Raw genomic sequence first — 20,829 nt, 5'->3', positions numbered from 1 at the left:
TCGTCGGCGCGTGCCCTTCTCCCTGACGGAGTTCTCCCATGTTCGGTTTTCTCGACGTGCCCGCACAGGGCGCGCAGCACGCGGTCGCCTGGCTCGCGGATCTCGTCCACCCGCTCTTCGGCGAACTGTCCACAGCGGCCGCGATCGTCGTGTCGATCGCGCTGATCCGGTTGGCGCTGCATCCGCTCGCCCGCGCCGCGGTGCGCGGCGAAAAGACCCGTGCCGCGCTGGCGCCGCAGCTACGGAAACTGCGCGACAAGCACAAGAACGATCCGGCCCGGCTGCAGGAGGCGACGCTTTCGCTCTACCGCGATTCGGGGACCTCGCTGTTCGCGGGCTGCCTGCCGATGCTCGCGCAGATGCCGTTCTTCATGGTGCTGTACCGGCTCTTCAGCTCGGCGGCGCTGGGCGGCGCGCCGAACCCGATGCTCGCGCACACGGTGTTCGGCGTCCCGCTCGGCGGTCATTTCGCGAGCGCGCTCGGCGCGGGCCCGCAGGTGCTGGTGTTCGCGGGCCTGTTCGCCTGCCTCGCCTGCGTCGCGTACTTCACCGCGCGGTGGCAGCGGAACCGGCCCGGCGCCGGTGACGTACCCGGCGCCGGGCTGATCAGGCTGATGCCGTACGGCACGGTGCTCTTCGCCGCGGTCGTGCCCCTCGCGGCCGGGCTGTACCTGCTCACCACCACCGCGTGGACGGTGACCGAGCGGGCGTACCTGCACCGGCGGCTCATGGTGGCCTAACCCGCGGGAACCGTTGCGGCGCGGGCAAGTCCGCGCCGCAACCTCGTGAACGGTTTCGGGCTGTCCATCGCGAGCACGCCGGTGACCGCGCCGTCGCGCAGATAGGTCGCGACGAACTTCCGTTCGGCGAGCGAGCCTTCGACCACCTCGGCCTCGGCGGCGGCCTGCCCGGCGAACTGGATGCGGTGGCCGTACTGCTCGGACCAGAAGTACCCGCGGTTCGCGTGGTGCGCGACGGTCGCGCCCGCCAGGAGGTTCCGCACCGCGACGCCCGCCTGCTCGGCGGCCGAGGTCCAGTGCTCGGTGCGCACGTGCGCGCCTTCGTGCCGGAAACGGGCGACGTCGCCGACCGCGACGATGTTCGGGCTCGCGGTCACGCAGCCCTCGTCGCACACCACGCCGTTGTCGATGACGAGCCCCGACCCGTCGAGCCATTCGGTGTTGGGCCGCACGCCGATCCCCGCGACCACGACATCGGCGCCGAGCACCGTGCCGTCGGCGAGCCGCACCCCGGTGACGCGGGTGTCGCCTTCGAGCGCGGCGACCCCGATCCCGGTCACGAGCCGCACGCCGTTCTCCTCGTGCAGGCCCGCGCACGCCGCGCCGAACTCGGGCCCGAGCGCGCGGGAAAGCGGGACCGGCGCCGCTTCGACGACCGTCACGTCGCAGCCGAGCGCACGGCAGGTGGACGCGGTTTCGGCACCGATGAACCCGGCGCCGATCACCACGACGCGCACGCCGCCGTCGGCGATTTCCCTGCGGAGCGCGACGGCGTCGTCGAGCGTCCGCAGCGTGTGGACACCGGCGAGGCCGTCGCCGAGCGTCCGCGCGGACGCCCCGGTCGCGATGACGACGCCGTCGGATTTCAGTTCGGTGCCGTCGGAAAGCGTGAGCGAACCGTCCGATGCGGACAGACGCACCGCGCGCCTGCCGAGGTGCCAGCGCGCACCCAGTTCCAGCAGCCCGGCCGCGTCGGCGAGTTCGAGGTCCTCGACGCCGATCTTGCCGAGCAGGAAGTCCTTCGACAGCGGCGGCCGGTCGTAGGGGCGGTGGGGTTCGTCGCCGACGAGCACCAGCTCGCCGTCGAAGCCCTGTGCGCGAAGCTCCTGCGCGGCACGCAACCCCGCGAGCGAGGTGCCGACGATGGTCACGGTCCTCATGCGATCGCCTCCTGTGCAACGGCGGTGTCGACGTAGATCGCGCCATCGGACACGACAACGGGATAGGTGCGCACCGGGCGCTTCGCGGGCAGACAGGTCGGTTGCCCGGTGCGGAGGTCGAAGGAGGCGGCGTGCAACGGGCATTCGACGAAGCAGCCCTCCACCCAGCCGTCCGCGAGGGAGGCGTCCTGGTGACTGCAGGTGTCGTCGATCGCGAAGTACTGGCCCTCGGTGTGGAACACGGAGATCGGGACGTGGGCGAGGAGGCGGACGGCCTCCCCGTCGGGCAGGTCATCGACGTCGCAGGCGCGGATCATCTTCGGCCTCCGAAGAATGCGGGTGAGGTGTCAACTGTTCGGGATAAGCCCGACTCGTGTTGCGTATTACGCGTCGTGTCGTGCTATGCGCAACAATCCCGGTCATCCCCCCTGCTCGTCAAGGGGTTCGCCCGGTCAGCCGAGCGGAATCGCGCGGAGCGGTTAGTGTTGCGTCATGCGGAACCAGGACTCAGGAAAGGCGGCACCCAGTCAGGTCCAGTCGGTGGACCGAGCGATCAGCGTGCTCGAACTGCTCGCGCGCAACGGCGAAGCCGGGATCACCGAGATCGCCGGTGAGCTGGGCGTGCACAAGTCGACCGCGTCCAGACTGGTCAGCGTGCTCGAGTCGCGCGGCCTGGTGGAGCAGCTCGGCGAACGCGGGAAGTACGCCATCGGGTTCGGCATCGTGCGGCTCGCCGGCGCCGCGACCGGGCGCATGGACCTGGCCAGACTCGGCAGGCAGACCTGCCAGGAGCTGGCCGAGTCGCTCGGGGAGACGGTCAACATCGCGGTCGCCGACGAGGGCGTCGCGATCAACATCAGCCAGGCGCGCGGGCACGCCGCGATCACCACCCAGAACTGGACCGGCCAGCGCACCCCGCTGCACGCGACCTCGAGCGGGAAGATTCTGCTGGCGCACCTGGAAGAGGCCGAACGGCGCAGGCTGCTGCGCCGCAAGCTCGAGTCCTACACGCCCCGCACCACCGTCGACCCCGCCGATCTCGCCGGCGAGCTGGAGCGGATCGTGACCGACGGCTACGCCGCGTGCTTCGAGGAGTTCGAACTCGGCATGCACGCCGTCGCGGTGCCGATCTTCGGGCCCGGCGGCGAGGTGGTCGCCGCGATCAGCGCGTCGGGCCCGTCCTACCGGCTTTCCCGGCAGCGGGTGCGCCAGATCGTGCGCCCGATGGCCGAGGCGGCGGCGGAACTTTCTTCGCAGCTCGGGTACTTCACGGAGTAGCCCGGAATCCCATCGCTTGACCCCCGCGGCCCGTTACCGGTGTTCAGCACCGGTAACGGGCCGTTCTCCGCGCGGAAAATCCGCTGGGACCTACTGCCTCGTACCCCTTGACACCGGCTTGTGACATCCCGCACCTTGTTGCTTAAGACGGAACACATCTCTTAATCCGCAACTCGGTGTCCCTCGTCCGAGGGCTCCGCTTGCCACCCACCCCCGTTGACGGTCCACAGTGGACCGTTATTCGGCCTGCCCGGACAGCAGGAGGTACTCGCGATGGCAGCCCAACCCCGCGTGGTCGTGATCGGTGCGGGCATCGTCGGATGCGCGCTCGCCGACGAGCTCACCGAACGCGGCTGGACCGACGTGACCGTGCTGGAGCAGGGCGACCTGTTCGCCACCGGCGGGTCGAGCTCGCACGCGCCCGGCCTGGTCTTCCAGACCACCGGGTGCCGCACCATGATCGAGTTCGCCCGCTACACCGTCGCCAAGTACACCGGGCTCACCGTCGACGGCAAGTGGTGCTTCCAGCAGCTCGGCGGGCTGGAGGTGGCGACGACCCTCCAGCGGTGGGCCGATCTGAAGCGACGGCACGGCTGGGCGACCGCTTCCGGGGTGCGCAGCTACCTCCGCGACCCGAGCGAATGCGCCGAGCTGCACCCGCTGCTCGACGAGTCCAAAGTCCTCGGCGGGTTCCACATCCCCAGCGACGGGCTGGCGAAACCGCTGCGCGCGGTCGAGGCGCAGGCGAGGCGCGCGATGGCGCGCGGGGCGCGGTTCCTCGACCACCAGAAGGTCACCGAGATCCACCGCACCGCCGGGCGCGTCACCGGGGTCACCACGGAGAGCGAGCACTTCAGGGCCGACATCGTGGTGTGCTGCACCGGGATGTGGGGCCCGTTGATCGGCAAGCTCGTCGACCTGGACATCCCGCTGGTGCCGATGGCGCACCAGTACGCGAAGACCAACCCGCTGCCGGTGCTCGCCGGGGACAACGACGAGCTGACCGAGGCGAGCAAACCGCTGCTGCGCCACCAGGACGCCGACCTCTACTTCCGCGAGCACGTCGACCGGATCGGCATCGGCGCCTACGGGCACCGGCCGATGCCGGTCGCGCCCGGTGAGATCGCCGACCCGCGCACCTCGGCGGGGATGCCGTCCGAACTGGCCTTCACCCCCGAAGACTTCGAGGAGTCCTGGGCCGCGGCCACCGATCTGCTGCCGGTGCTCGGCGACACCAAGGTCGAACAGGGCATCAACGGCCTCTTCTCGTTCACCAGCGACGGGATGCCGTTGCTGGGCGAGCATCCCGATCTCGAAGGGTTCTGGGTCGCCGAAGCCGTGTGGATCACGCATTCCGCGGGTGTCGCGCGCGCGATGGCCGAATGGATGGTGGACGGGCAGCCCGCGCTCGACCTGCACGGCTGCGAGCTGGCCAGGTTCGAACCGGCCCAGCTCGCGCCGGACTACGTGCACCGCCGCAGCTGCCAGACCTTCGTGGAGGTCTACGACGTGGTGCACCCGCTGCAGCCGATGGCCGACCCGCGACCGTTGCGCACCAGCCCGTTCTACGAGCGCCAGCAGGAACTGGGCGCGTTCTTCCTCGAAGCGAACGGCTGGGAACGTCCACAGTGGTACGAGGCCAACGCGAACCTGCCCGAGGTCGAACGGATTCCCGCGCGCGACGACTGGGCGGCGCGGTACTGGTCGCCGATCGGCGGCGCCGAGGCGCTCGTCGCGCGCGAACGGGTCGCGCTGTTCGACATGACGGCGTTGAAACGGCTTTCGGTGACCGGGCCGGGTTCCCTGTCGTTCCTGCAGGCGCTGACGACGAACCAGCTGGACAAGAAACCCGGCTCGGTGACCTACACGCTCCTGCTCGGCGAGGACGGCGGCGTGCGCAGCGACCTGACGGTGGCGCGGCTCGGGCCGGAGGACTTCCAGGTCGGCGTGAACTCGCAGCTCGACCTGGACTGGCTGCGCAGGCACCTGCCAGGTGACGGCAGCGTGCAGGTGCGCGACATCACCGCGGGCACCTGCTGCGTCGGGCTGTGGGGCCCGCTCGCCCGCGACCTGCTCCAGCCACTGTCCACAGCGGACTTCTCACACAAGGCGCTCGGCTACTTCAAGTCGAAGAACGCTTACGTGGGAACGGTTCCGGTGACCGCGATGCGACTGTCCTATGTGGGCGAACTGGGCTGGGAGCTCTACACCACGGCCGATTTCGGGCGGAAGCTGTGGGACACGCTGTGGGAGGCTGGCCAGCGGCACGGGATCATCGCCGCCGGGCGGGAGGCGTTCAACAGCATGCGGCTGGAGAAGGGCTACCGCTCGTGGGGCACCGACATGACCACCGAGCACGATCCGTACGAGGCGGGGGTCGGGTTCGCGGTGCGGATGGACAAGGGCTACTTCGTCGGGCGGGAGGCGCTCGTCGGCCGTTCCGCCGACACCGCGCGGCGCAAGCTCACCTGCCTCACCCTCGACGACCCCGGCGCGCTCGTGCTCGGGAAGGAACCTGTGTTCTCCGGCGGGCAGCCCTGCGGCTACGTCACGAGCGCGGCCTACGGCTACACGATCGGCAGAGGCATCGCGTACGCGTGGCTGCCTTCGGAGGTCGCGGTGCCGGGACGCGGCGTCCAGATCGAATACTTCGGCGAAAAAGTGGCCGCGACCGTCGCGGAGGAACCCCTCTTCGACCCGAAGATGACGAGGCTGCGGTCATGACCGGGTACGACACGATCGTCATCGGGCTCGGCGGGATGGGCAGCGCCGCGGCGTACCGGCTCGCGCGGCGCGGGCAACGGGTGCTCGGCATCGAGCAGTACGCGCCGGTGCACAACCGCGGTTCGAGCCACGGCGGGTCGCGGATCACGCGCCAGGCCTACTTCGAAGATCCCGCGTACGTGCCGTTGCTGTTGCGGGCGCACGAACTGTGGGACGAGATCGAAGCCGATTCGGGGCGCCGGATCTTCGGACGCTGCGGCGGAATCACCGTCGGCAAACCGGATTCGCGGCCGTTCGCCGGGAGCCTGCGCAGCGCGCGGCAATGGGACCTGCCGCACGAGGTGCTCGACGCGGACGGGCTGCGCGAGCGGGTGCCGACGATGCGGCCCGCCGACGACGACGTCGCGCTGTACGAGCCGAACGCCGGGTTCGTGGTGCCGGAGGCGAGCGTCGCGGCGCACCTGCAGCTGGCGAAACGCGCGGGCGCGGACCTGCGCTACGAGGAGAAGGTCGTGACCTGGACCTCGGACCCGTCGGGGGTCAGGGTCGGCACGGCGCAGAACTACTACACGGCGGACCAGCTCGTGCTCTGCCCCGGCGCGTGGGCACCGGAGCTGCTGTCCGGGCTCGGTGTGCCGCTGCGGGTGCAGCGCAGGGTGCAGTACTGGTTCGCGCCCACCGGCGACCCCGCCGCGTTCCTCCCCGAGCGGCACCCGGTGTTCCTGTGGCAGGACACCGGAAAGCTGCTCTACGGCTTCCCCGCGCACAACGGGCCCGGCGAAGGCGTGAAGATCGCGTTCTTCGGCGAAGGCGGGGACTGCACGCCGGACACCATCGACCGGCGCGTGCACGCGGGCGAGGTCGCGGAAATCGGGGCCCACGCGGGTGCGCGGATCCCGGCGCTGCCCGGCCGCTTCCTGCGCGCGGTGACCTGCATGTACACCAGCACCCCCGACGAGCACTTCGTCATTTCCCGTCATCCGTCCGCCGAACGCGTGGTCGTGGCGTGCGGGTTCTCCGGGCACGGGTTCAAGTTCACCCCGGTGGTGGGCGAAGTACTGGCCGATCTCGTGACCGAGGGCGGCACGGCCCACCCGATCTCCCTGTTCGATCCGGCGCGGTTCCGCCATGAGGAGTGTGCATGACTTCGCTCGACCAGCCGACCGGTCTCATCCCTACCCTTCCCGGCCACACCTACACCGATCCCGGCATGTTCGAAAGCGAGCAGGAACGGATCTTCGAGTCGATGTGGTTCTGCGCGCTGCGCACCGCGGAACTGGCGGCGCCTGGCGATTTCCGGACCGTCCAAGTAGGACGGGAGAGCGTGCTCGTCAGCCGCGGCCGCGACGGCGCGCTCAACGCGTTCCTGAACGTCTGCCGCCACCGCGGTGCCCGCTTGTGCACGGCGGAAACCGGTTCGGTCAAACGGTCCTTCCAGTGCCCGTACCACGCGTGGACCTACGGGCTCGACGGCAAACTGGTCGCGGCGCCGAACCTCGCGAGCATGCCGGACCTCGACCGCACCGCGTACGGGCTCAACCGGGTGCACCTTCGCGAATGGCTCGGTTACGCGTGGGTCTGCCTCGCCGCCGAGCCACCGTCCTTTGAGGACACTGTGGTCGGCGCGGTCGCCGACCGGCTCGGCGGCACCGAGGTGATCGAGGGCTACGAGGTCGGCGACCTGGAGATCGGGCGGCGCATCACCTACGACGTGCACGCGAACTGGAAGCTCATCATCGAAAACTTCATGGAGTGCTACCACTGCGCCACCATCCACCCCGAGCTGACCGAGGTGCTGCCGGAGTTCGCCGACGGGTACGCGGCGCAGTACTACGTCGGCCACGGCGCCGAGTTCGGCGAGGAGGTCGCCGGGTTCACCGTCGACGGCAGCGCCGGTTTCGACAAGCTCGGCAACGTGGGCGAGGCGCACGACCGCCGCTACTACGCGATCACCGTGCGCCCGCAGGTGTTCGTGAACCTGGTGCCCGATCACGTCATCTTCCACCGGATGTACCCCCTCGCCGTGGACCGCACCGTGGTCGAATGCGACTGGCTCTATTCGAAGGACGTGGTGGCCTCCGGAAAGGACGTCTCGCATTCGGTCGAACTGTTCCACCGGGTGAACCAGCAGGACTTCGAGGCGTGCGAACGCTGCCAGCCCGCGATGAGCTCGCGCGCCTACGCCGAAGGCGGGGTACTGATGCCGTCGGAACACCACATCGGCGAATTCCACGACTGGGTCCGGAAAATGCTCTCCTGACGCGCGGTCACGGTGCCAGTCGCTCGGCGAGCCAGGCGAGCGCGAGCGGCTGGCGGTACTCGACGGCGATGTGCCCGCCGTCGAAGAGTTCGAAGTGGACGGTGGAGTCCTCGACCCCGGCGCGCGCCAGCGCCTCGCGGAACGCCGTGGCGCCGAGGTCGAGGAACCATTCGTCGCGCACGCCCGCGTCGATCCAGATCGCGCGCTGGGATCGCAGCGCGTCGGCGTGCTCCGGCACCATGCGCACCGGGTCCCAGGCGAGCCAGCGCGCCCAGACCTCCTCGCGGATCGCGCCCGTGCCGGGATCGAAGGGCAACTCGGGCCTGCCGTCCGCACCGGGTGAGAAGCACGCGGAGACGCCGAGGATCTCCAGCAGCCGCAGGTCCTCTCCCTTGGTGAAGGCGACCCGTGACCGGAAGTCGTCCCACCAGCGGAAGATGTCGCCGTCGTAGGCGCGCAGATCCCGTACCGCGGCGAAGAAGTGCGGGAAATACTGGGCTTCCGAGAGCGAATCGCCCGAATGCGTCGCGAAAGCGCCGAACAGGTCGGGCCGCAGCATCGGCGTGATCATCGCGCCGAGGCCGCCGCTGGACTTGCCCGCGATCGCGCGGTGCTCCCGCGCGGCGAGGGTGCGGTAGTGCGAGTCGACCCACGGCACGACCTCCTCGCAGAGGTAGGAGTGGTACCGCCCGGTACCGGCGGAATCCACGTACTGGCTGCCGCCGTAGGAAGTCCACGCGTCGACGAACACCAGGATCATCGGCGGCGCCTCGCCGCGCGCGAACACCCCGTCGATCGTCTCGGGCACCGGCTCGCGGTACGGAGTGCGGTTGCGCCACGCTTCGAGGCGCCCGGTGAACCCGAGCAGCAGGTACACCACCGGGTAGCGCTTTTCGCCGCTCTCGTACCCCGGCGGCGTGTACACCCACAGCGGCCGCCGGGGGCTGTCGCCGAGCGGATTTCCCGCCAGCAGCGCGCTTTCGATCTCGTGCTCGTCGATCCTGTCGTCCATCGGCACCACCCCAGTTGATTCGAAAACGAAGTATTCCGACTCGAACGGTACACTGGGCGGATGCGCGAAGTCGACTCAATTGACCGGCACATCAAGTACTGGTCGCGCGAGGTGCCCGAGCTCGACCCCGACGTGGAGGGCGCGGTCACCCGGATGCAGATGCTGGTGCGCCACCTGGCGCACCGCCGCACCGAGGCGCTGGCGTCGTACCCGCTCAAGAGCTGGGAGTACGACATCCTCTGGCGGCTGCGGTCGGCCGGCACGCCGTACCGGATGACGCCGACCGCGCTGGCCGCCGGGCTCGACGTCGCGCCCGCGACGCTGACGAACCGCTTGGAACGGCTGGAGAACTCCGGCTACGTGTCCCGCACGCACGACGAGGACGACCGGCGGAAGCTGCTCGTCGCGCTCACCGCGAAGGGGCACCGCGCCTGGGAGGCCACGATCGGCGCGCAGGCCGAGGCCGAACACGAGCTGATGGCGCCGCTGGGCCCGAACGAGCGCAAGCAGCTCGCGCGGCTGCTGCGCAAGATCACGGCCGCCGCCGAAGCGGGCACCCACCCGCTCATGTTCGTGCCCGGCGAGGAAGACCTCGCGCCGAAGCGGCGCCGGTCGTCCTCGCCGGCTCAGAGGTCGAGCGCCGCGAAAACAGCGGCGACGTCCATCGACATGCCGTCCACGACCTGCCACGGCCCCAGCCACGACGCCGCGGCCAGCTCGTCATAGACCACCGAACACCGCTGCTGCAACCCGTCGTCGGATTCGAACGAGTCCTTCGCCCGCGAAGCATCCGCCGCCGCGCGCCCGGAAGCGCGCGCGGCGGCCACTTCGGGCGTGACCCGCAGCAGGAGCTGGAGATCCGGCACCGGCAGGGAAAACCGCTCGATCTCGAGCTCGCGCAGCCAGCGGACGAACTCGCCGTCCGCGTCCTGGTGCAGCCGCGCGGCGCCGTAGGCCGCGTTGGATGCGACGTACCGGTCGAGCAGGACGACGTCGTGGGCGCGCAGGCTCTCCGCGATCTCGTCCGCGGCCCCTCGGCGGTCCAGCGCGTACAGCAGCGCCATCCCGTAGACCGAATCGGGCAGGTCGCCGTGCTGCCGGTGCAGCGCCTCGGACACCAGGTCGGCGTGCACGCTCCGGCCGTAGCGGGGGAACGCGAGCGTGCCGACGGTCGCGCCCTTGTCCGCGAGCGCCTTGGTCAGCCCTTCGGCGAGGGTGCGCTTTCCGGCGCCGTCGAGGCCTTCGATCACGAGGAGTCGTCCCACGGAGACCACAATACGGTCACCTGAATACGAGTCACCTGCCGCGCCGCTTCGCCCTGGCTTTGCCTCGCGCCAGCTCACGGCGCCGCCGCGCTTCTTCCGCCGCGCGGCGCTTGCGGGCGGCCTTGTTCTCACCGGCACGCGCGGTGACGGCTTCGCTCAACGCGCGCTGGGCGGCGGTGCCCACGCCGACGTCGTCCTGCATCTTCGCCGCGGTCTTCGCGAGCCGCCTCGCGTTCGTGCGCGCCTCGGCGCGTGAAGGCGCGGGCACGGCCGGTGCCTTTCGCGCCTCGTCGCCGAGCGCGGTGAACTCGCGGCCCGCCATGAACAACGCCAGCTCCGCGTTCGTCGGCTCGGTGCCGAACACGTGCCGCGCCGCGCGGACGAAACCGTTTTCGTGGATTTCGTAGACGCCGACCCAGAACCGGCCGTCGTGGAAAAGGGTGAACATCCCGCTCATCGGAAACCTCCAGGCATGACGAATCAGCCTGGCCGCAACTGGTTTCCCGTCAGGTCCGGGACAACGAGCAAGGACGGGTTCGCACCGCCGCGGGCCGCCCGGACTACCTACCGGGCTGTGAGGTTCGTCCGGCCAAGAACGGCGGCGAGCCTACCCGCGAAACGCGCGATGCCCCCTCCCCTTTTCCCGGGGAGGGGGCATCGCGAAGAAAACTCAGTAGCGGTAGTGGTCCGACTTGAACGGGCCTTCGACGTCCACGTCGATGTACTCGGCCTGTTCCTTGGTCAGCTTGGTCAGCTCGCCGCCGAGCGCTTCGAGGTGGATCTTCGCGACCTTCTCGTCGAGCTTCTTCGGGAGGCGGAAGACCTCCTTGTCGTACTCCTCGTGCTTGGTGAACAGCTCGATCTGCGCGATCACCTGGTTGGAGAAGCTGTTCGACATCACGAACGACGGGTGCCCGGTCGCGTTGCCGAGGTTGAGCAGCCTGCCCTCGGACAGCACGATGATCGACCGGCCGCTCGGGAAGGTCCACTCGTCGACCTGCGGCTTGATGTTGACGTGCTGGACGCCCGGGTACCGCTGCAGGCCCGCGATGTCCAGCTCGTTGTCGAAGTGGCCGATGTTGCCGAGGATCGCCTGGTGCTTCATCTGCGCCATGTGCTCGACCATCACCACGTTCTTGTTACCGGTGGTGGTGATCACGATGTCGGCCTCGCCGAGCACGCTCTCCAGCTGCTTGACCTGGTAGCCGTCCATCGCCGCCTGCAGCGCGCAGATCGGGTCGATCTCGGTGACGATGACGCGCGCGCCCTGTCCCCGCAACGACTCCGCGGCGCCCTTGCCAACGTCGCCGTACCCGCACACCACCGCGACCTTGCCGCCGATCAGCACGTCGGTGCCGCGGTTGATGCCGTCGACCAGCGAGTGCCGGATGCCGTAGCGGTTGTCGAACTTCGACTTGGTGACCGCGTCGTTGACGTTGATCGCCGGGAACAGCAGCTCACCGGCGGCCGCGAGCTGGTAGAGCCGCAGCACACCGGTCGTGGTCTCCTCGGTGACGCCGCGGACGCCCTCGCCGATCGCGGTCCATTTGCCCTTGTCCGCGGCCAGCGAACCCCGCAGCAGCTCCAGGAAGACCTGCCACTCCTCGGGATCGTTCTCGTCGGCGGCCGGGACGACGCCCGCCTTCTCGAACTCGGTGCCCTTGTGGACGAGCATCGTGGCGTCACCACCGTCGTCCAGGATCATGTTCGGGCCCTCACCTTCCCAGGTGAGCATGCGCTCGGTGCACCACCAGTACTCTTCGAGCGTTTCGCCCTTCCACGCGAACACCGGTACGCCCTTGGGCTCTTCCGGCGTACCGTGCGGACCGACCACCACGGCCGCCGCCGCGTGGTCCTGCGTGGAAAAGATGTTGCACGACGCCCAGCGCACTTCGGCACCGAGCGAAACCAGGGTCTCGATGAGCACCGCGGTCTGCACCGTCATGTGCAGCGAACCCGCGACCCGGGCGCCGCGCAGCGGGAACACCTCGGCGTACTCGCGCCGCAGCGCCATCAGTCCGGGCATTTCGTGCTCGGCCAGGCGGATCTCCTTGCGGCCGAACTCGGCGGCGTCCAGATCGGCGACAGCGAATTCGATGCCGTTGCGGGTGTCGTGCCGCTTGGCAACGCTTTCGGGGGTCATAGGGCAGTTCCTCCAAGGCTCGTCGACAGGTGAACAGTACCGTTGTCGGTTCAACACCCACTCGAAGGTTAGGTGACCCTTAGGTGGCTTTGCCCGGACCCGACACCCGAATAGCCGAACTGCGCGTGCCAGGACTGACCGGCACGAGCGGTGAATCGCTGCTGGACACGGTCAGCACGGTGGAGGTCGCGGGTGACGAGCTCGGCAAGGTGATCCGCCCGTCGGACCGCCTGCGCAGGCCCGCGCCCGGCCCCGTCGTGCAGGCGCTCGGCAGGGCGATCCCGCGCACGCTCGAGGGGTACCTGTGGAGCGGGATGACCTCGGGCGGAGCCGCGAAAGCCACCTGGGCGCTGCTGTTCCCGTTCTCGCTCGCCAACGTCGCGCAGTGGATGCTCCCGCCCGCGCGGCGCGGCAGCCGGACCGCCGCCGTGCTCGGCGCGCTGCTGCGCAGGCTGCTCCGGATCGCGTCGCTGCTGCTGACCATGCTGCTGGTGAGCCAGTTCGCGGTGGTGACGCTCGATCTCGTCGCTGTGCAATGCCTCACACCCGGCGTCGACTGCATGGCGTGGGTGCCCGACGGCCTCCGCACCGCGGACCCGGTGCGCACCCTCGCCGGGTTCGGCCCGCTGCTGATCGTGATCTTCGTGCTGCACCGCATTTCGTCCGCGGACTGGAAGGTGCGCGCGGAAACCCCGGCGCCGCCGGACGGCGCGCTGCCCGGCGACGAGCTGCGCGCCGCACGCGACGTCGGCGTGCTGCGCTGCCTGCACACCGTCGTCGCGCTCGCGTCGGTGGCGCTGCTGACGCTCGGCGGCCCGTTCCGGGTCCCCGGCGACGCCGTCGACGCGGTGTGCTGGGGCGCCACGGTGGCGATGATCGCGCTGCCCCTGCTGATCGCGGGCATTCCCGGCGAGGCGACCAGGGCGCGGCTGCTCGGCAAGTGGGGACGGCGCGCGGTGATCACGCTCGCCTTCGCCGACGTCGTCGTGGTCGCGGTGCGGCACACCCCGTTGCCGCCGGGGCTGTCCGGCACCGGGCTGACCGGGCCCGGCACGCCGTCCGGGATCGACGGCACGGTCGAAGCGCTCGGAGCCTCGCTCGTGGTGGTGTGGCTCGTGTTCGCGCTCCTGCTCATCCCCGCCGCCCTGTTGGCGAGGCCCGCGTGGCGCGCGCTGCCGAGGCGGCTCCGGCCGTGGGCGGGCGGCTGGGCGGCCGCGCCGGCGCTCGCGCTCGCCGGGCTGCTCGGCGGCGGGTTCGGCGCGGGGCTGGCCGGTGCCATCCGCCAGCTCGTCGGCGACGACGACCTCAAGCTCCCGGACAGCTACCAGCTCGTGACCGTGCTGTGGGGCGCGGGATTCCTGCTCGCCGCGCTGCTGACGCTGATCGGCTTCGCGGTGGCGCTGCCGCTGCGCCGACGCGCGCGCGGCATCCCGGCGATCGTGCGGCTGATGGAAACCAAGCCGCACGACGAACGCGTCGCCGCGAAGGCGTGGGCGCGCTCCGCGTGGGAGCGCAGGCACCTGCACCGGATCGCGCTGACGGTTTCGCTCGGCATGGCCGCGGGCGCGGCGGGACTGATCGTGCTCCGCATCGCCGGCGGCGGGGTGCCCGGCTGGTTCGAACCGCTTTCGGCGGCGGGCGTAGTCACCCTCGGCGCGCTGGCCGCCGGGCTACTGCGCGTGGTCTACACGGCGGCGAAGTCCCCCGGCCGGAGCCGCCACCTCGGCGCGCTCGCGGATCTCGTGTGCTTCTGGCCGCGGACCGCGCACCCGACCGTGCCGCCCTGCTACGCGCTCAAGGTCGTGCCGGACCTCGCCGCCCGCGCGCGCGAACACCTCGCCGAGCCCAGCACGCGGGTGGTGCTCGCCGGGCACAACCTCGGCGGCCTGCTCGCGACGGTCACCGCGGCCAGGCTCGCGCACGTCCTCACGCCGGAAGAACTGTCGCGCGTCGGGCTGGTGACCGCGGGCGCTCCGCTGCAATGGGGCTACCAGCGCGCCTTCCCCGCGGTGCTGCCGCTGGAGTCGCTTTCTGACCTCTACGGGGCGTTGGAAGGACGCTGGCGCGGGCTCGCGCGCGGCACCGACATCTTCGGCGGCGGCGTCACCACGTGGCGGCACCAGGTGGTGACGGACAAGCTCGTCGGCGTCGGATACCTCCCCGACGGCGGCATCGGCCCGCTGCCCGCGGCCGAACCCGCGCCGACCGGCGCGCTCGTCCTCGGCGGCGACCACTGGCTGCCGGACCCGCTGCCGCCGTCGACCGGGAACCGCCGCTGGGCGGCCGGGGTGCTGCGGCACCTCGACTACGTCGTGGACCCCGAATGGGATCGCGCGGTCGCGATGGCCGCCGGGCTGGAGCGGCCGGGGAAGCCCGCGAGCAGGCCGCTCGGCGAACAGGTCCCGCTGTTCGCGGACTTCCCCAACTTCCCGAGGGAAAACCGCTAGCCCTCGGCGTCGTCCTTCGGCGGGGCCTTCTGCTCGGTGAGCACGGTGCCCTCCGCGGCCACGATCTCGCCCGCGGCCATGCGCTTGCCCAGCAAGGAATGCCGCCTGCTGTACACGAAGTAGATGACGACGCCGGCGACCATCCACACGATGAACCGCACCCAGGTGAGCACGGTCAGGTTCAGCATCAGCCACAGGCAGGCGAGGATCGCGAGGATCGGGATCAACGGCACCAGCGGCACGCGGAACGCGCGCGGCAGGTTCGGGTGCGTGCGCCGCAGCACCAGCACGCCCGCGGAAACCAGGACGAACGCGAACAACGTGCCGACGTTCACCATTTCCTCGAGCTTGTCGGCGGGGAAGAAGGTGGCCGCGAACGCGACGATCCCGGCGACGAGCAGGGTGGCGCGCTTGGGGGTGCCCGCCTTGCTGGTCTTCGCGAGCTGCCGCGGCATCAGGCCGTCGCGCGACATCGCGTAGAGGACCCGGACCTGGCCGAGCATGAGCACCATGACGACCGTGGTGAGCCCGGCGAGCGCGCCGACGGAGATGACGTTGGCCGCCCAGTCGACGCCGTTTTCGGAGAACGCGGTGGCGAGCGTCTTCTTGCCGCCGCCGCCCGCGGAAGTGGCGAGGTCCTTGTAGGACACCATCCCGACCACGACGAGCGACACGCCGACATACAGCACGGTGACGATGGCGAGCGAGCCGAAAATGCCGCGCGGCACGGACTTCTGCGGGTTCTTGGTCTCCTCGGCCGTGGTGGCGACGATGTCGAACCCGATGAACGCGAAGAACACCAGCGAAGCGCCTGCCAGCAGGCCGAAGACGCCGAACGAGCTGCCCGAACCGCCCGCGAGGAAGGAGAACAGCGACTGGTCCACACCACTGCCGCCCGAGCTGCCGGAGCCGCTCTGCGGGTCGGGGATGAACGGCGTGTAGTTCGAGCCCTTGATGTAGAAGATGCCGAGCACGATCACGAACAGCACGATCGCGACCTTGATCCCGGTGATCACCATCGAGAACCGGGACGACAGCTTGGTGCCCTTCACCAGCAGCGTGGCGAGCAACAGCACCAGTAGCAGCGAACCCCAGTCGACGGTGATGCCCGCGACCTCGAACGAGGTCTTGGTGCCTGGCCCGAAGATGTAGCCGAGCACCGTTTCCAGATAGGTCGACCAGCCCTTCGACACCGCCGCCGCGGCGACCGCGAACTCGAGGATCAGGTCCCAGCCGATGATCCACGCCATGAACTCGCCGAAGGTGGCGTAGGAGAACGTGTACGCGCTGCCCGCCACCGGGATGGTGGACGCGAATTCCGCGTAGCACAACGCCGCCAGCGCGCACGCGATCGCGGCGAAGACGAAGGCCAGCGACACCGAGGGGCCGGTGAAGTCACCCGCGGTCCGCGCCGTCAGCGTGAAGATGCCCGCCCCGATCACCACGGCGACACCGAACACCGTCAGGTCCCAAGCGCTGAGGTTTCTTCGCAGCTTGGTGTCGGGTTCGTCGGTGTCCGCAATGGACTGCTCGATCGACTTCGTGCGCCAAAGACCGCTTCCGGGCAACGTTGACCTCCGTGGGTGACCTGGATCGCAGGGTGAGGGTCACCCTACAGTGTCGGTAATTCCCGAACGGACAGGAAGTCAGCGACTTTCGGCCTCCAGGGCACGGGCGGCCACGGACGCGTCACTTCGGGTTGACGGCCTCGCGGTCGAGGTCGGGTTCGAGGTAGATGAGCCGGACCGCGGGCACCTTCGCCCGCACGCGCGCCTCGGCGTCGTCGATGGCCTTGGCGATCTGGTCGGTTTCGAGGCGCGGCGCGAGCGCGAGCTTCGCGGCGACCAGCAGCTCGTCCGGGCCGAGGTACTGGGTGCGGATGTGGATGACCCGCTCCACCTTGCCCGCGGCCAGCTCGTCGACGATGGTTTCGAGCTCGGCGTCGGTGGCGCCCTCGCCGATCAGGAGGCTCTTCATCTCGATGATCAGGATGATCGCGATGACGCCGAGCAGCGCGCCGATCATCAGCGTGCCGACGCCGTCCCAGATCGGGTCACCGGTGAGCACGGACAGGCCGACGCCGATGAGCGCGAACACGAGGCCGAGCAGCGCGCCCGCGTCCTCGAGCAGAACCACCGGCAGCTCGGGTGTCCGCGACTGCCGGATGAAGCCCCACCAGCTCGCACTTCCTTTGAGCGTGCGGGATTCGCCGATCGCGGTGTAGAAGCTGAAGCTCTCCAGCCCGATCGCCACGAGCAGGATGACGATCGCGACCACCGGGGTGGTCAGCGGCTCCGGCTCGGCGATCTTGTGCACGCCCTCGTAGATCGCGAACGCGGCGCCGAGCGTGAACAGCATGAGCGCGACGATGAACGAGTAGAAGTACCGGTCGCGGCCGAAGCCGAACGGGTGCTCCTTGGTCGCGGTGCGCCGGGAGGTCTTCTGGCCGAGCAGCAGCAGGCCCTGGTTCGAGGTGTCCGCGACCGAGTGCACGGCTTCCGCGAGCATCGACGACGAGCCGGTGAAGGCGAACCCGACGAACTTCGCCACCGCGATCCCGGCGTTCGCGCCGAGCGCGGCCAGAATCGCCTTCGTCCCGCCGTTTGCTGACACTGGAACAGCCCCCTGGATCGCTGCTGGCGTTTTGTCGGATTGCAGCTTAAGGGCCGTCAGTCGCGTGGGCTCGGCGCGGGTGTGCTCGCGGCTTCCGGCCTTCGCGCCCGGAATGTCGGTGCCGCCGTCTAGGCTCGGCCACTCACTGAGGGGGTGACCCATGGCGAAGTTCGGTGTGCTCGGCCCGTTGACGATCGAAGGCCCGCCTGGGCACTGGCCGGTCCTGCGCGGCGAGCGCCAGCGCGCGCTGCTGGCCGTGCTGCTGCTCAACGCGGGCGAGCACGTCGGCGTCGGCGCGCTCGTCGACGCGATCTGGCCGGATTCCCCGCCGAAGTCCCACGTGTCGAACCTGTACACCTACGTGTCCAGGCTGCGCGAGCGGATCGACGGGCTGCGCGTCGAGTACGGCCCGCGCGGCTACCGGCTCGACGCCACCGCCGACGAGCTGGACCTGCTCGCCTTCCGCGCCGCGGTGGCCGACGGTCGGCTCGCCGCGCGCTCGGGCGACCTGGCGAGTGCCTCGGTGCACTTTCGCAACGCGCTCGCGCAATGGCGGGGGCCCGTGCTCGGCGGGCAGCACCCGCCGCTGCTCGACGCGCAGGTCGCGCGGCTGGAGTCCGAACGGCTCGCGGTGTTCGAAGACTGCGTCGACGCGGAACTGTCGGGGCTGCCGCCGGGACGGCACGGCGAGCTGACCGGCGAGCTGCAGGCGATGATCACCGAGCACCCGCTGCGGGAGCGGCTCGCCGCGCAGCTGATGACCGCGCTGCACCGGGCGGGCCGCCAGGGCGACTCGCTCGCCGTCTACCAGCGGCTGCGCGCCACGCTCGTGGAGCAGCTCGGCGTCGAGCCGGGTGCCGAGGCGCGCCGGGTGCACGCGGCGGTGCTGCGCGGCGAGGACCCGGTGCCGAGGCAGGCCACCACCACCGGACCGCACTGGCCGATCTGCCAGCTGCCACCGGACATCGGCGACTTCGCGGGCCGCGGCGGGGAGCTCGCCGAGCTGTCCGCGCTGCTGGGCGAGGAGCGCGGCGTGCCGGTCGTGCTGATCAGCGGCGAGCCGGGCGCCGGCAAGAGCACCCTCGCCGTCCGCGCCGCCCACCAGCTGCGCGCCGCGTACCCGGACGGCCAGTTGTTCGTGCCGCTGTCCGGCACCACCTCACCGCGCGAGATCGGCAGCGTGCTGACCGATCTGCTCGGCACGCTCGGCGTCGCGGGCTCGGCCGTGCCGGAGGACGAGAAGGCGCGCGCGGCGATGTTCCGCGGCAGGCTCACCGACCGCAGGGTCCTGGTCGTGCTCGACGACGTCGCCGAACCGGAGCAGGCGCGCGCGCTGCTGCCGGGCACGCCCGGTTCCGCCGTGCTGATCACCAGCAGGCGCAGGCTCAGCGCGCTCGAAGGCGCGTACCGGCTGACGCTCGGCCCCTTCTCGGACGCCGACGCCACCACGCTGCTGCGCGCGCTCGCCGGTGCCGCGCGCGTCGGCGGCGCGGCCGCGGACGCCGCCCGCATCGTGGCCGCGTGCGGGAACCTGCCGCTGGCGCTGCGGATCGCGGGCAGCAGGCTGGCCGTCCGGCCCCTGCTGCCGCTGGGCAAGCTCGCCGACCGGCTCGAGGACGAGGTGCGCAAGCTCGACGAGCTGACCATGAGCGATCTCGAGGTGCGCGGCAGCATCGGGCTGAGCTACCGCGGCCTGCGCCCGCGCACCCAGCAGGTGTTCCGGCGGATCGGCTGGTGCCGCAGCGCCGATCTGCCCGGCTGGGCCGTCACCACGCTGATCGACGACGAGGACGTCGACACGCCCGTCGAAGAGCTGATCGAGACGAGCCTGCTCGAACCCGTCGGCCTCGACGCGACCGGCGAACCGCGGTACCGGATGCACGATCTGGTCAAGGCCTACGCCACCGGGATCGACACGGCGGGCGCGGCGGTGCCCGGCGAGCGGATGGCCGCGGTGCGGTCGCTGGTCGCCGCCGCGGTGTATCTCGCCGACGCGGCGGCGGCGAAGCTCCCCCGCACGGTGCCGATGCCGGATCCGGTCCGGCTCGTGCCGCCCCGCCCGCTGCCGGAGGACCTCGTCACCAGGCTGCTCGAACGGCCGGAGGCGTGGTTCGCCACGGAACGCGCGAACCTGATCAACGCCGTCCGCGTGGTCTGCTCACTCGGCTGGCTCGACGAGGCGCTCCTGCTGATCGACCGGCTCAGCGTCTACCTCTACCTGCACGGCCACCACGCCGACATGCGCGCCGGGTACCGGACGCTGCTCGACGCCGCGCGCGATCGCGGTGAAGCCGACCTCGCCGCGATCGCGGCGGCGAATTTGGCTCTGCTGCGGCATTCCCGCGGCGAGTACGAGGAAGCGGCCGTCCAGTACCGAGAATGCGCGAAGGAGTTCGAAGAACTCGGTGACCGGCTGACGCACGCCTGGGTGTCGGCGAACTTCGCGCACTGCCTGCTCGGGCTGGGCAGGGCCGAGGAGGCGCTGCGCACGGTCGAGCACGCGCACGAGCTGTACGGCGGGGACGGCTCGGACGCGTGGACGAGCGCGCTGATCAGGATGCGCGGCGCGGAGTCCGCGGCGCTGCACCGGCTCGGCCGGGTCTCCGACGCCGCCGAGATCGACCGCGGCACCGTAGCGCTGGCAGGCGAGTCGGCGGACCCGTGCCGGCTCGGGCCCGCGCTGGAAGTGCTGTCGTGGTCGCTGTTGCTGACCGGGCGCACCGGCGAAGCGGCCGAGGCGGCGGGCGAGTCGGTGCGGCTGCTGCGGCCGACAGCCGCGAGAGCGGCGCTGGCGCGGTCGTTGCGGACGCGGGGCGCGGTGCACGCCCGTCTCGGCGACCGCGTGGCCGCGGTGGCGGATTTCGAGGAGGCCCGCGAGCTGGCGAAGGAGCTGACCGACCGGCCGCGCGAACTGTCCTGCACGCGGGCGATCGCGGCGAGCTGGATCGGCGAGGGCAGGGCGGCGCGGGCGGTCCCGGTGCTGCGCGCCTGCGTGGACGAGTTCCGCGCGATGGGCGGGCGGCCCGCCGCCGGGCTGACGCTCGACCTGCTCGGCAGGGCCTACGAGGTCACCGGCGATGGCGCGCGGGCACGGGCGGCCAGGGAAGCCGCGCGGGAGCTGGCGGAGCCGAACGACGCGAACGCGGCGGCGGTGCGGGAATCCCTGTTCGCGCTGGCGTGAGCCCGC

16 protein-coding genes are annotated in these 20,829 nt (G+C 70.7%); 8 read left to right on the top strand and 8 right to left on the bottom strand.

Going from position 1 to position 20,829, the window contains the following annotated elements:
• Window positions 1-38 precede the first annotated feature (38 nt).
• A complete protein-coding gene (locus tag HUW46_RS28660; protein WP_215541888.1) occupies window positions 39-740 on the top strand; it encodes a YidC/Oxa1 family membrane protein insertase in 702 nt (233 codons plus the stop codon).
• Here HUW46_RS28660 and HUW46_RS28655 read toward each other — a convergent pair.
• Both HUW46_RS28655 and HUW46_RS28650 read right to left on the bottom strand, forming a co-directional pair.
• Window positions 737-1,900: an NAD(P)/FAD-dependent oxidoreductase gene (locus HUW46_RS28655; protein ID WP_215541887.1), complete on the bottom strand. Its 1,164-nt coding sequence runs from the start codon at window positions 1,898-1,900 to the stop codon at window positions 737-739. The genes HUW46_RS28660 and HUW46_RS28655 overlap by 4 nt on opposite strands.
• The gene (locus HUW46_RS28650) at window positions 1,897-2,217 is read right to left on the bottom strand and encodes a bifunctional 3-phenylpropionate/cinnamic acid dioxygenase ferredoxin subunit (protein WP_215541886.1); all 321 of its coding nucleotides are present in this window, start codon (window positions 2,215-2,217) and stop codon (window positions 1,897-1,899) included. The genes HUW46_RS28655 and HUW46_RS28650 overlap by 4 nt, the downstream gene beginning before the upstream one ends.
• A gap of 175 nt (window positions 2,218-2,392) precedes the next feature.
• Between HUW46_RS28650 and HUW46_RS28645 the strand changes: the two genes are divergently transcribed.
• The 4 genes from HUW46_RS28645 to HUW46_RS28630 all read left to right on the top strand — a co-directional run bounded on the left by HUW46_RS28645 (window position 2,393) and on the right by HUW46_RS28630 (window position 8,162).
• Window positions 2,393-3,178 carry an IclR family transcriptional regulator gene (locus HUW46_RS28645; RefSeq protein ID WP_215541885.1) on the top strand — a complete coding sequence of 262 codons (786 nt, stop codon included), beginning with the start codon at window positions 2,393-2,395 and terminating at the stop codon, window positions 3,176-3,178.
• A gap of 273 nt (window positions 3,179-3,451) precedes the next feature.
• Complete coding sequence (locus HUW46_RS28640; protein WP_215541884.1) at window positions 3,452-5,902, top strand: GcvT family protein; 2,451 nt, start codon at window positions 3,452-3,454, stop codon at window positions 5,900-5,902.
• Complete coding sequence (gene solA / locus HUW46_RS28635; protein ID WP_215541883.1) at window positions 5,899-7,047, top strand: N-methyl-L-tryptophan oxidase; 1,149 nt, start codon at window positions 5,899-5,901, stop codon at window positions 7,045-7,047. Before HUW46_RS28640 ends, solA begins: the two co-directional genes overlap by 4 nt.
• The gene (locus HUW46_RS28630; protein ID WP_215541882.1) at window positions 7,044-8,162 is read left to right on the top strand and encodes an aromatic ring-hydroxylating oxygenase subunit alpha; all 1,119 of its coding nucleotides are present in this window, start codon (window positions 7,044-7,046) and stop codon (window positions 8,160-8,162) included. Before solA ends, HUW46_RS28630 begins: the two co-directional genes overlap by 4 nt.
• Before the next feature lie 7 nt (window positions 8,163-8,169).
• On the opposite strand, the gene HUW46_RS28625 is transcribed toward HUW46_RS28630, so the two are convergent.
• A complete protein-coding gene (locus HUW46_RS28625) occupies window positions 8,170-9,174 on the bottom strand; it encodes an alpha/beta hydrolase (RefSeq protein WP_215541881.1) in 1,005 nt (334 codons plus the stop codon).
• Between the two features lie 60 nt (window positions 9,175-9,234).
• Between HUW46_RS28625 and HUW46_RS28620 the strand changes: the two genes are divergently transcribed.
• Window positions 9,235-9,900: a MarR family winged helix-turn-helix transcriptional regulator gene (locus HUW46_RS28620; RefSeq protein WP_215541880.1), complete on the top strand. Its 666-nt coding sequence runs from the start codon at window positions 9,235-9,237 to the stop codon at window positions 9,898-9,900.
• Here the strand turns inward: HUW46_RS28620 and HUW46_RS28615 are convergent.
• The 3 genes from HUW46_RS28615 to ahcY form a co-directional block, all read right to left on the bottom strand.
• The gene (locus HUW46_RS28615; RefSeq protein ID WP_215541879.1) at window positions 9,801-10,439 is read right to left on the bottom strand and encodes a dTMP kinase; all 639 of its coding nucleotides are present in this window, start codon (window positions 10,437-10,439) and stop codon (window positions 9,801-9,803) included. The two genes, HUW46_RS28620 and HUW46_RS28615, sit on opposite strands and share 100 nt — an antisense overlap.
• Window positions 10,440-10,470: 31 nt before the next feature.
• Window positions 10,471-10,896, bottom strand: a complete 426-nt coding sequence (locus HUW46_RS28610) for a YjdF family protein (RefSeq protein WP_215541878.1) — start codon at window positions 10,894-10,896, stop codon at window positions 10,471-10,473.
• Window positions 10,897-11,109: 213 nt separating this feature from the next.
• Window positions 11,110-12,582, bottom strand: a complete 1,473-nt coding sequence (gene ahcY / locus HUW46_RS28605; protein ID WP_215541877.1) for an adenosylhomocysteinase — start codon at window positions 12,580-12,582, stop codon at window positions 11,110-11,112.
• An 89-nt stretch (window positions 12,583-12,671) separates the two neighbouring features.
• Here ahcY and HUW46_RS28600 point away from each other — a divergent pair, with 89 nt between their 5' ends.
• A complete protein-coding gene (locus tag HUW46_RS28600; RefSeq protein ID WP_215550175.1) occupies window positions 12,672-15,029 on the top strand; it encodes a lipase family protein in 2,358 nt (785 codons plus the stop codon).
• Here the strand turns inward: HUW46_RS28600 and HUW46_RS28595 are convergent.
• Both HUW46_RS28595 and HUW46_RS28590 read right to left on the bottom strand, forming a co-directional pair.
• Window positions 15,026-16,597, bottom strand: coding sequence for an amino acid permease (locus tag HUW46_RS28595; RefSeq protein ID WP_215541876.1), 1,572 nt, complete (start codon window positions 16,595-16,597; stop codon window positions 15,026-15,028). The two genes, HUW46_RS28600 and HUW46_RS28595, sit on opposite strands and share 4 nt — an antisense overlap.
• Window positions 16,598-16,718: 121 nt before the next feature.
• Entirely contained in the window at window positions 16,719-17,642 is a 924-nt protein-coding gene (locus tag HUW46_RS28590; RefSeq protein WP_215541875.1) for a cation diffusion facilitator family transporter, read from the bottom strand.
• Between the two features lie 160 nt (window positions 17,643-17,802).
• On the opposite strand from HUW46_RS28590, the gene HUW46_RS28585 reads away from it, so the two are divergent.
• On the top strand, window positions 17,803-20,823 hold the full coding sequence (locus tag HUW46_RS28585; RefSeq protein WP_215541874.1) for an AfsR/SARP family transcriptional regulator: 3,021 nt from the start codon (window positions 17,803-17,805) through the stop codon (window positions 20,821-20,823).
• The last annotated feature ends 6 nt before the right edge of the window (window positions 20,824-20,829 follow it).

This window comes from Amycolatopsis sp. CA-230715 (assembly GCF_018736145.1).
In the GTDB taxonomy this organism is placed as follows: domain Bacteria; phylum Actinomycetota; class Actinomycetes; order Mycobacteriales; family Pseudonocardiaceae; genus Amycolatopsis.
This window is presented reverse-complemented; position numbering and strand designations above follow the sequence as displayed.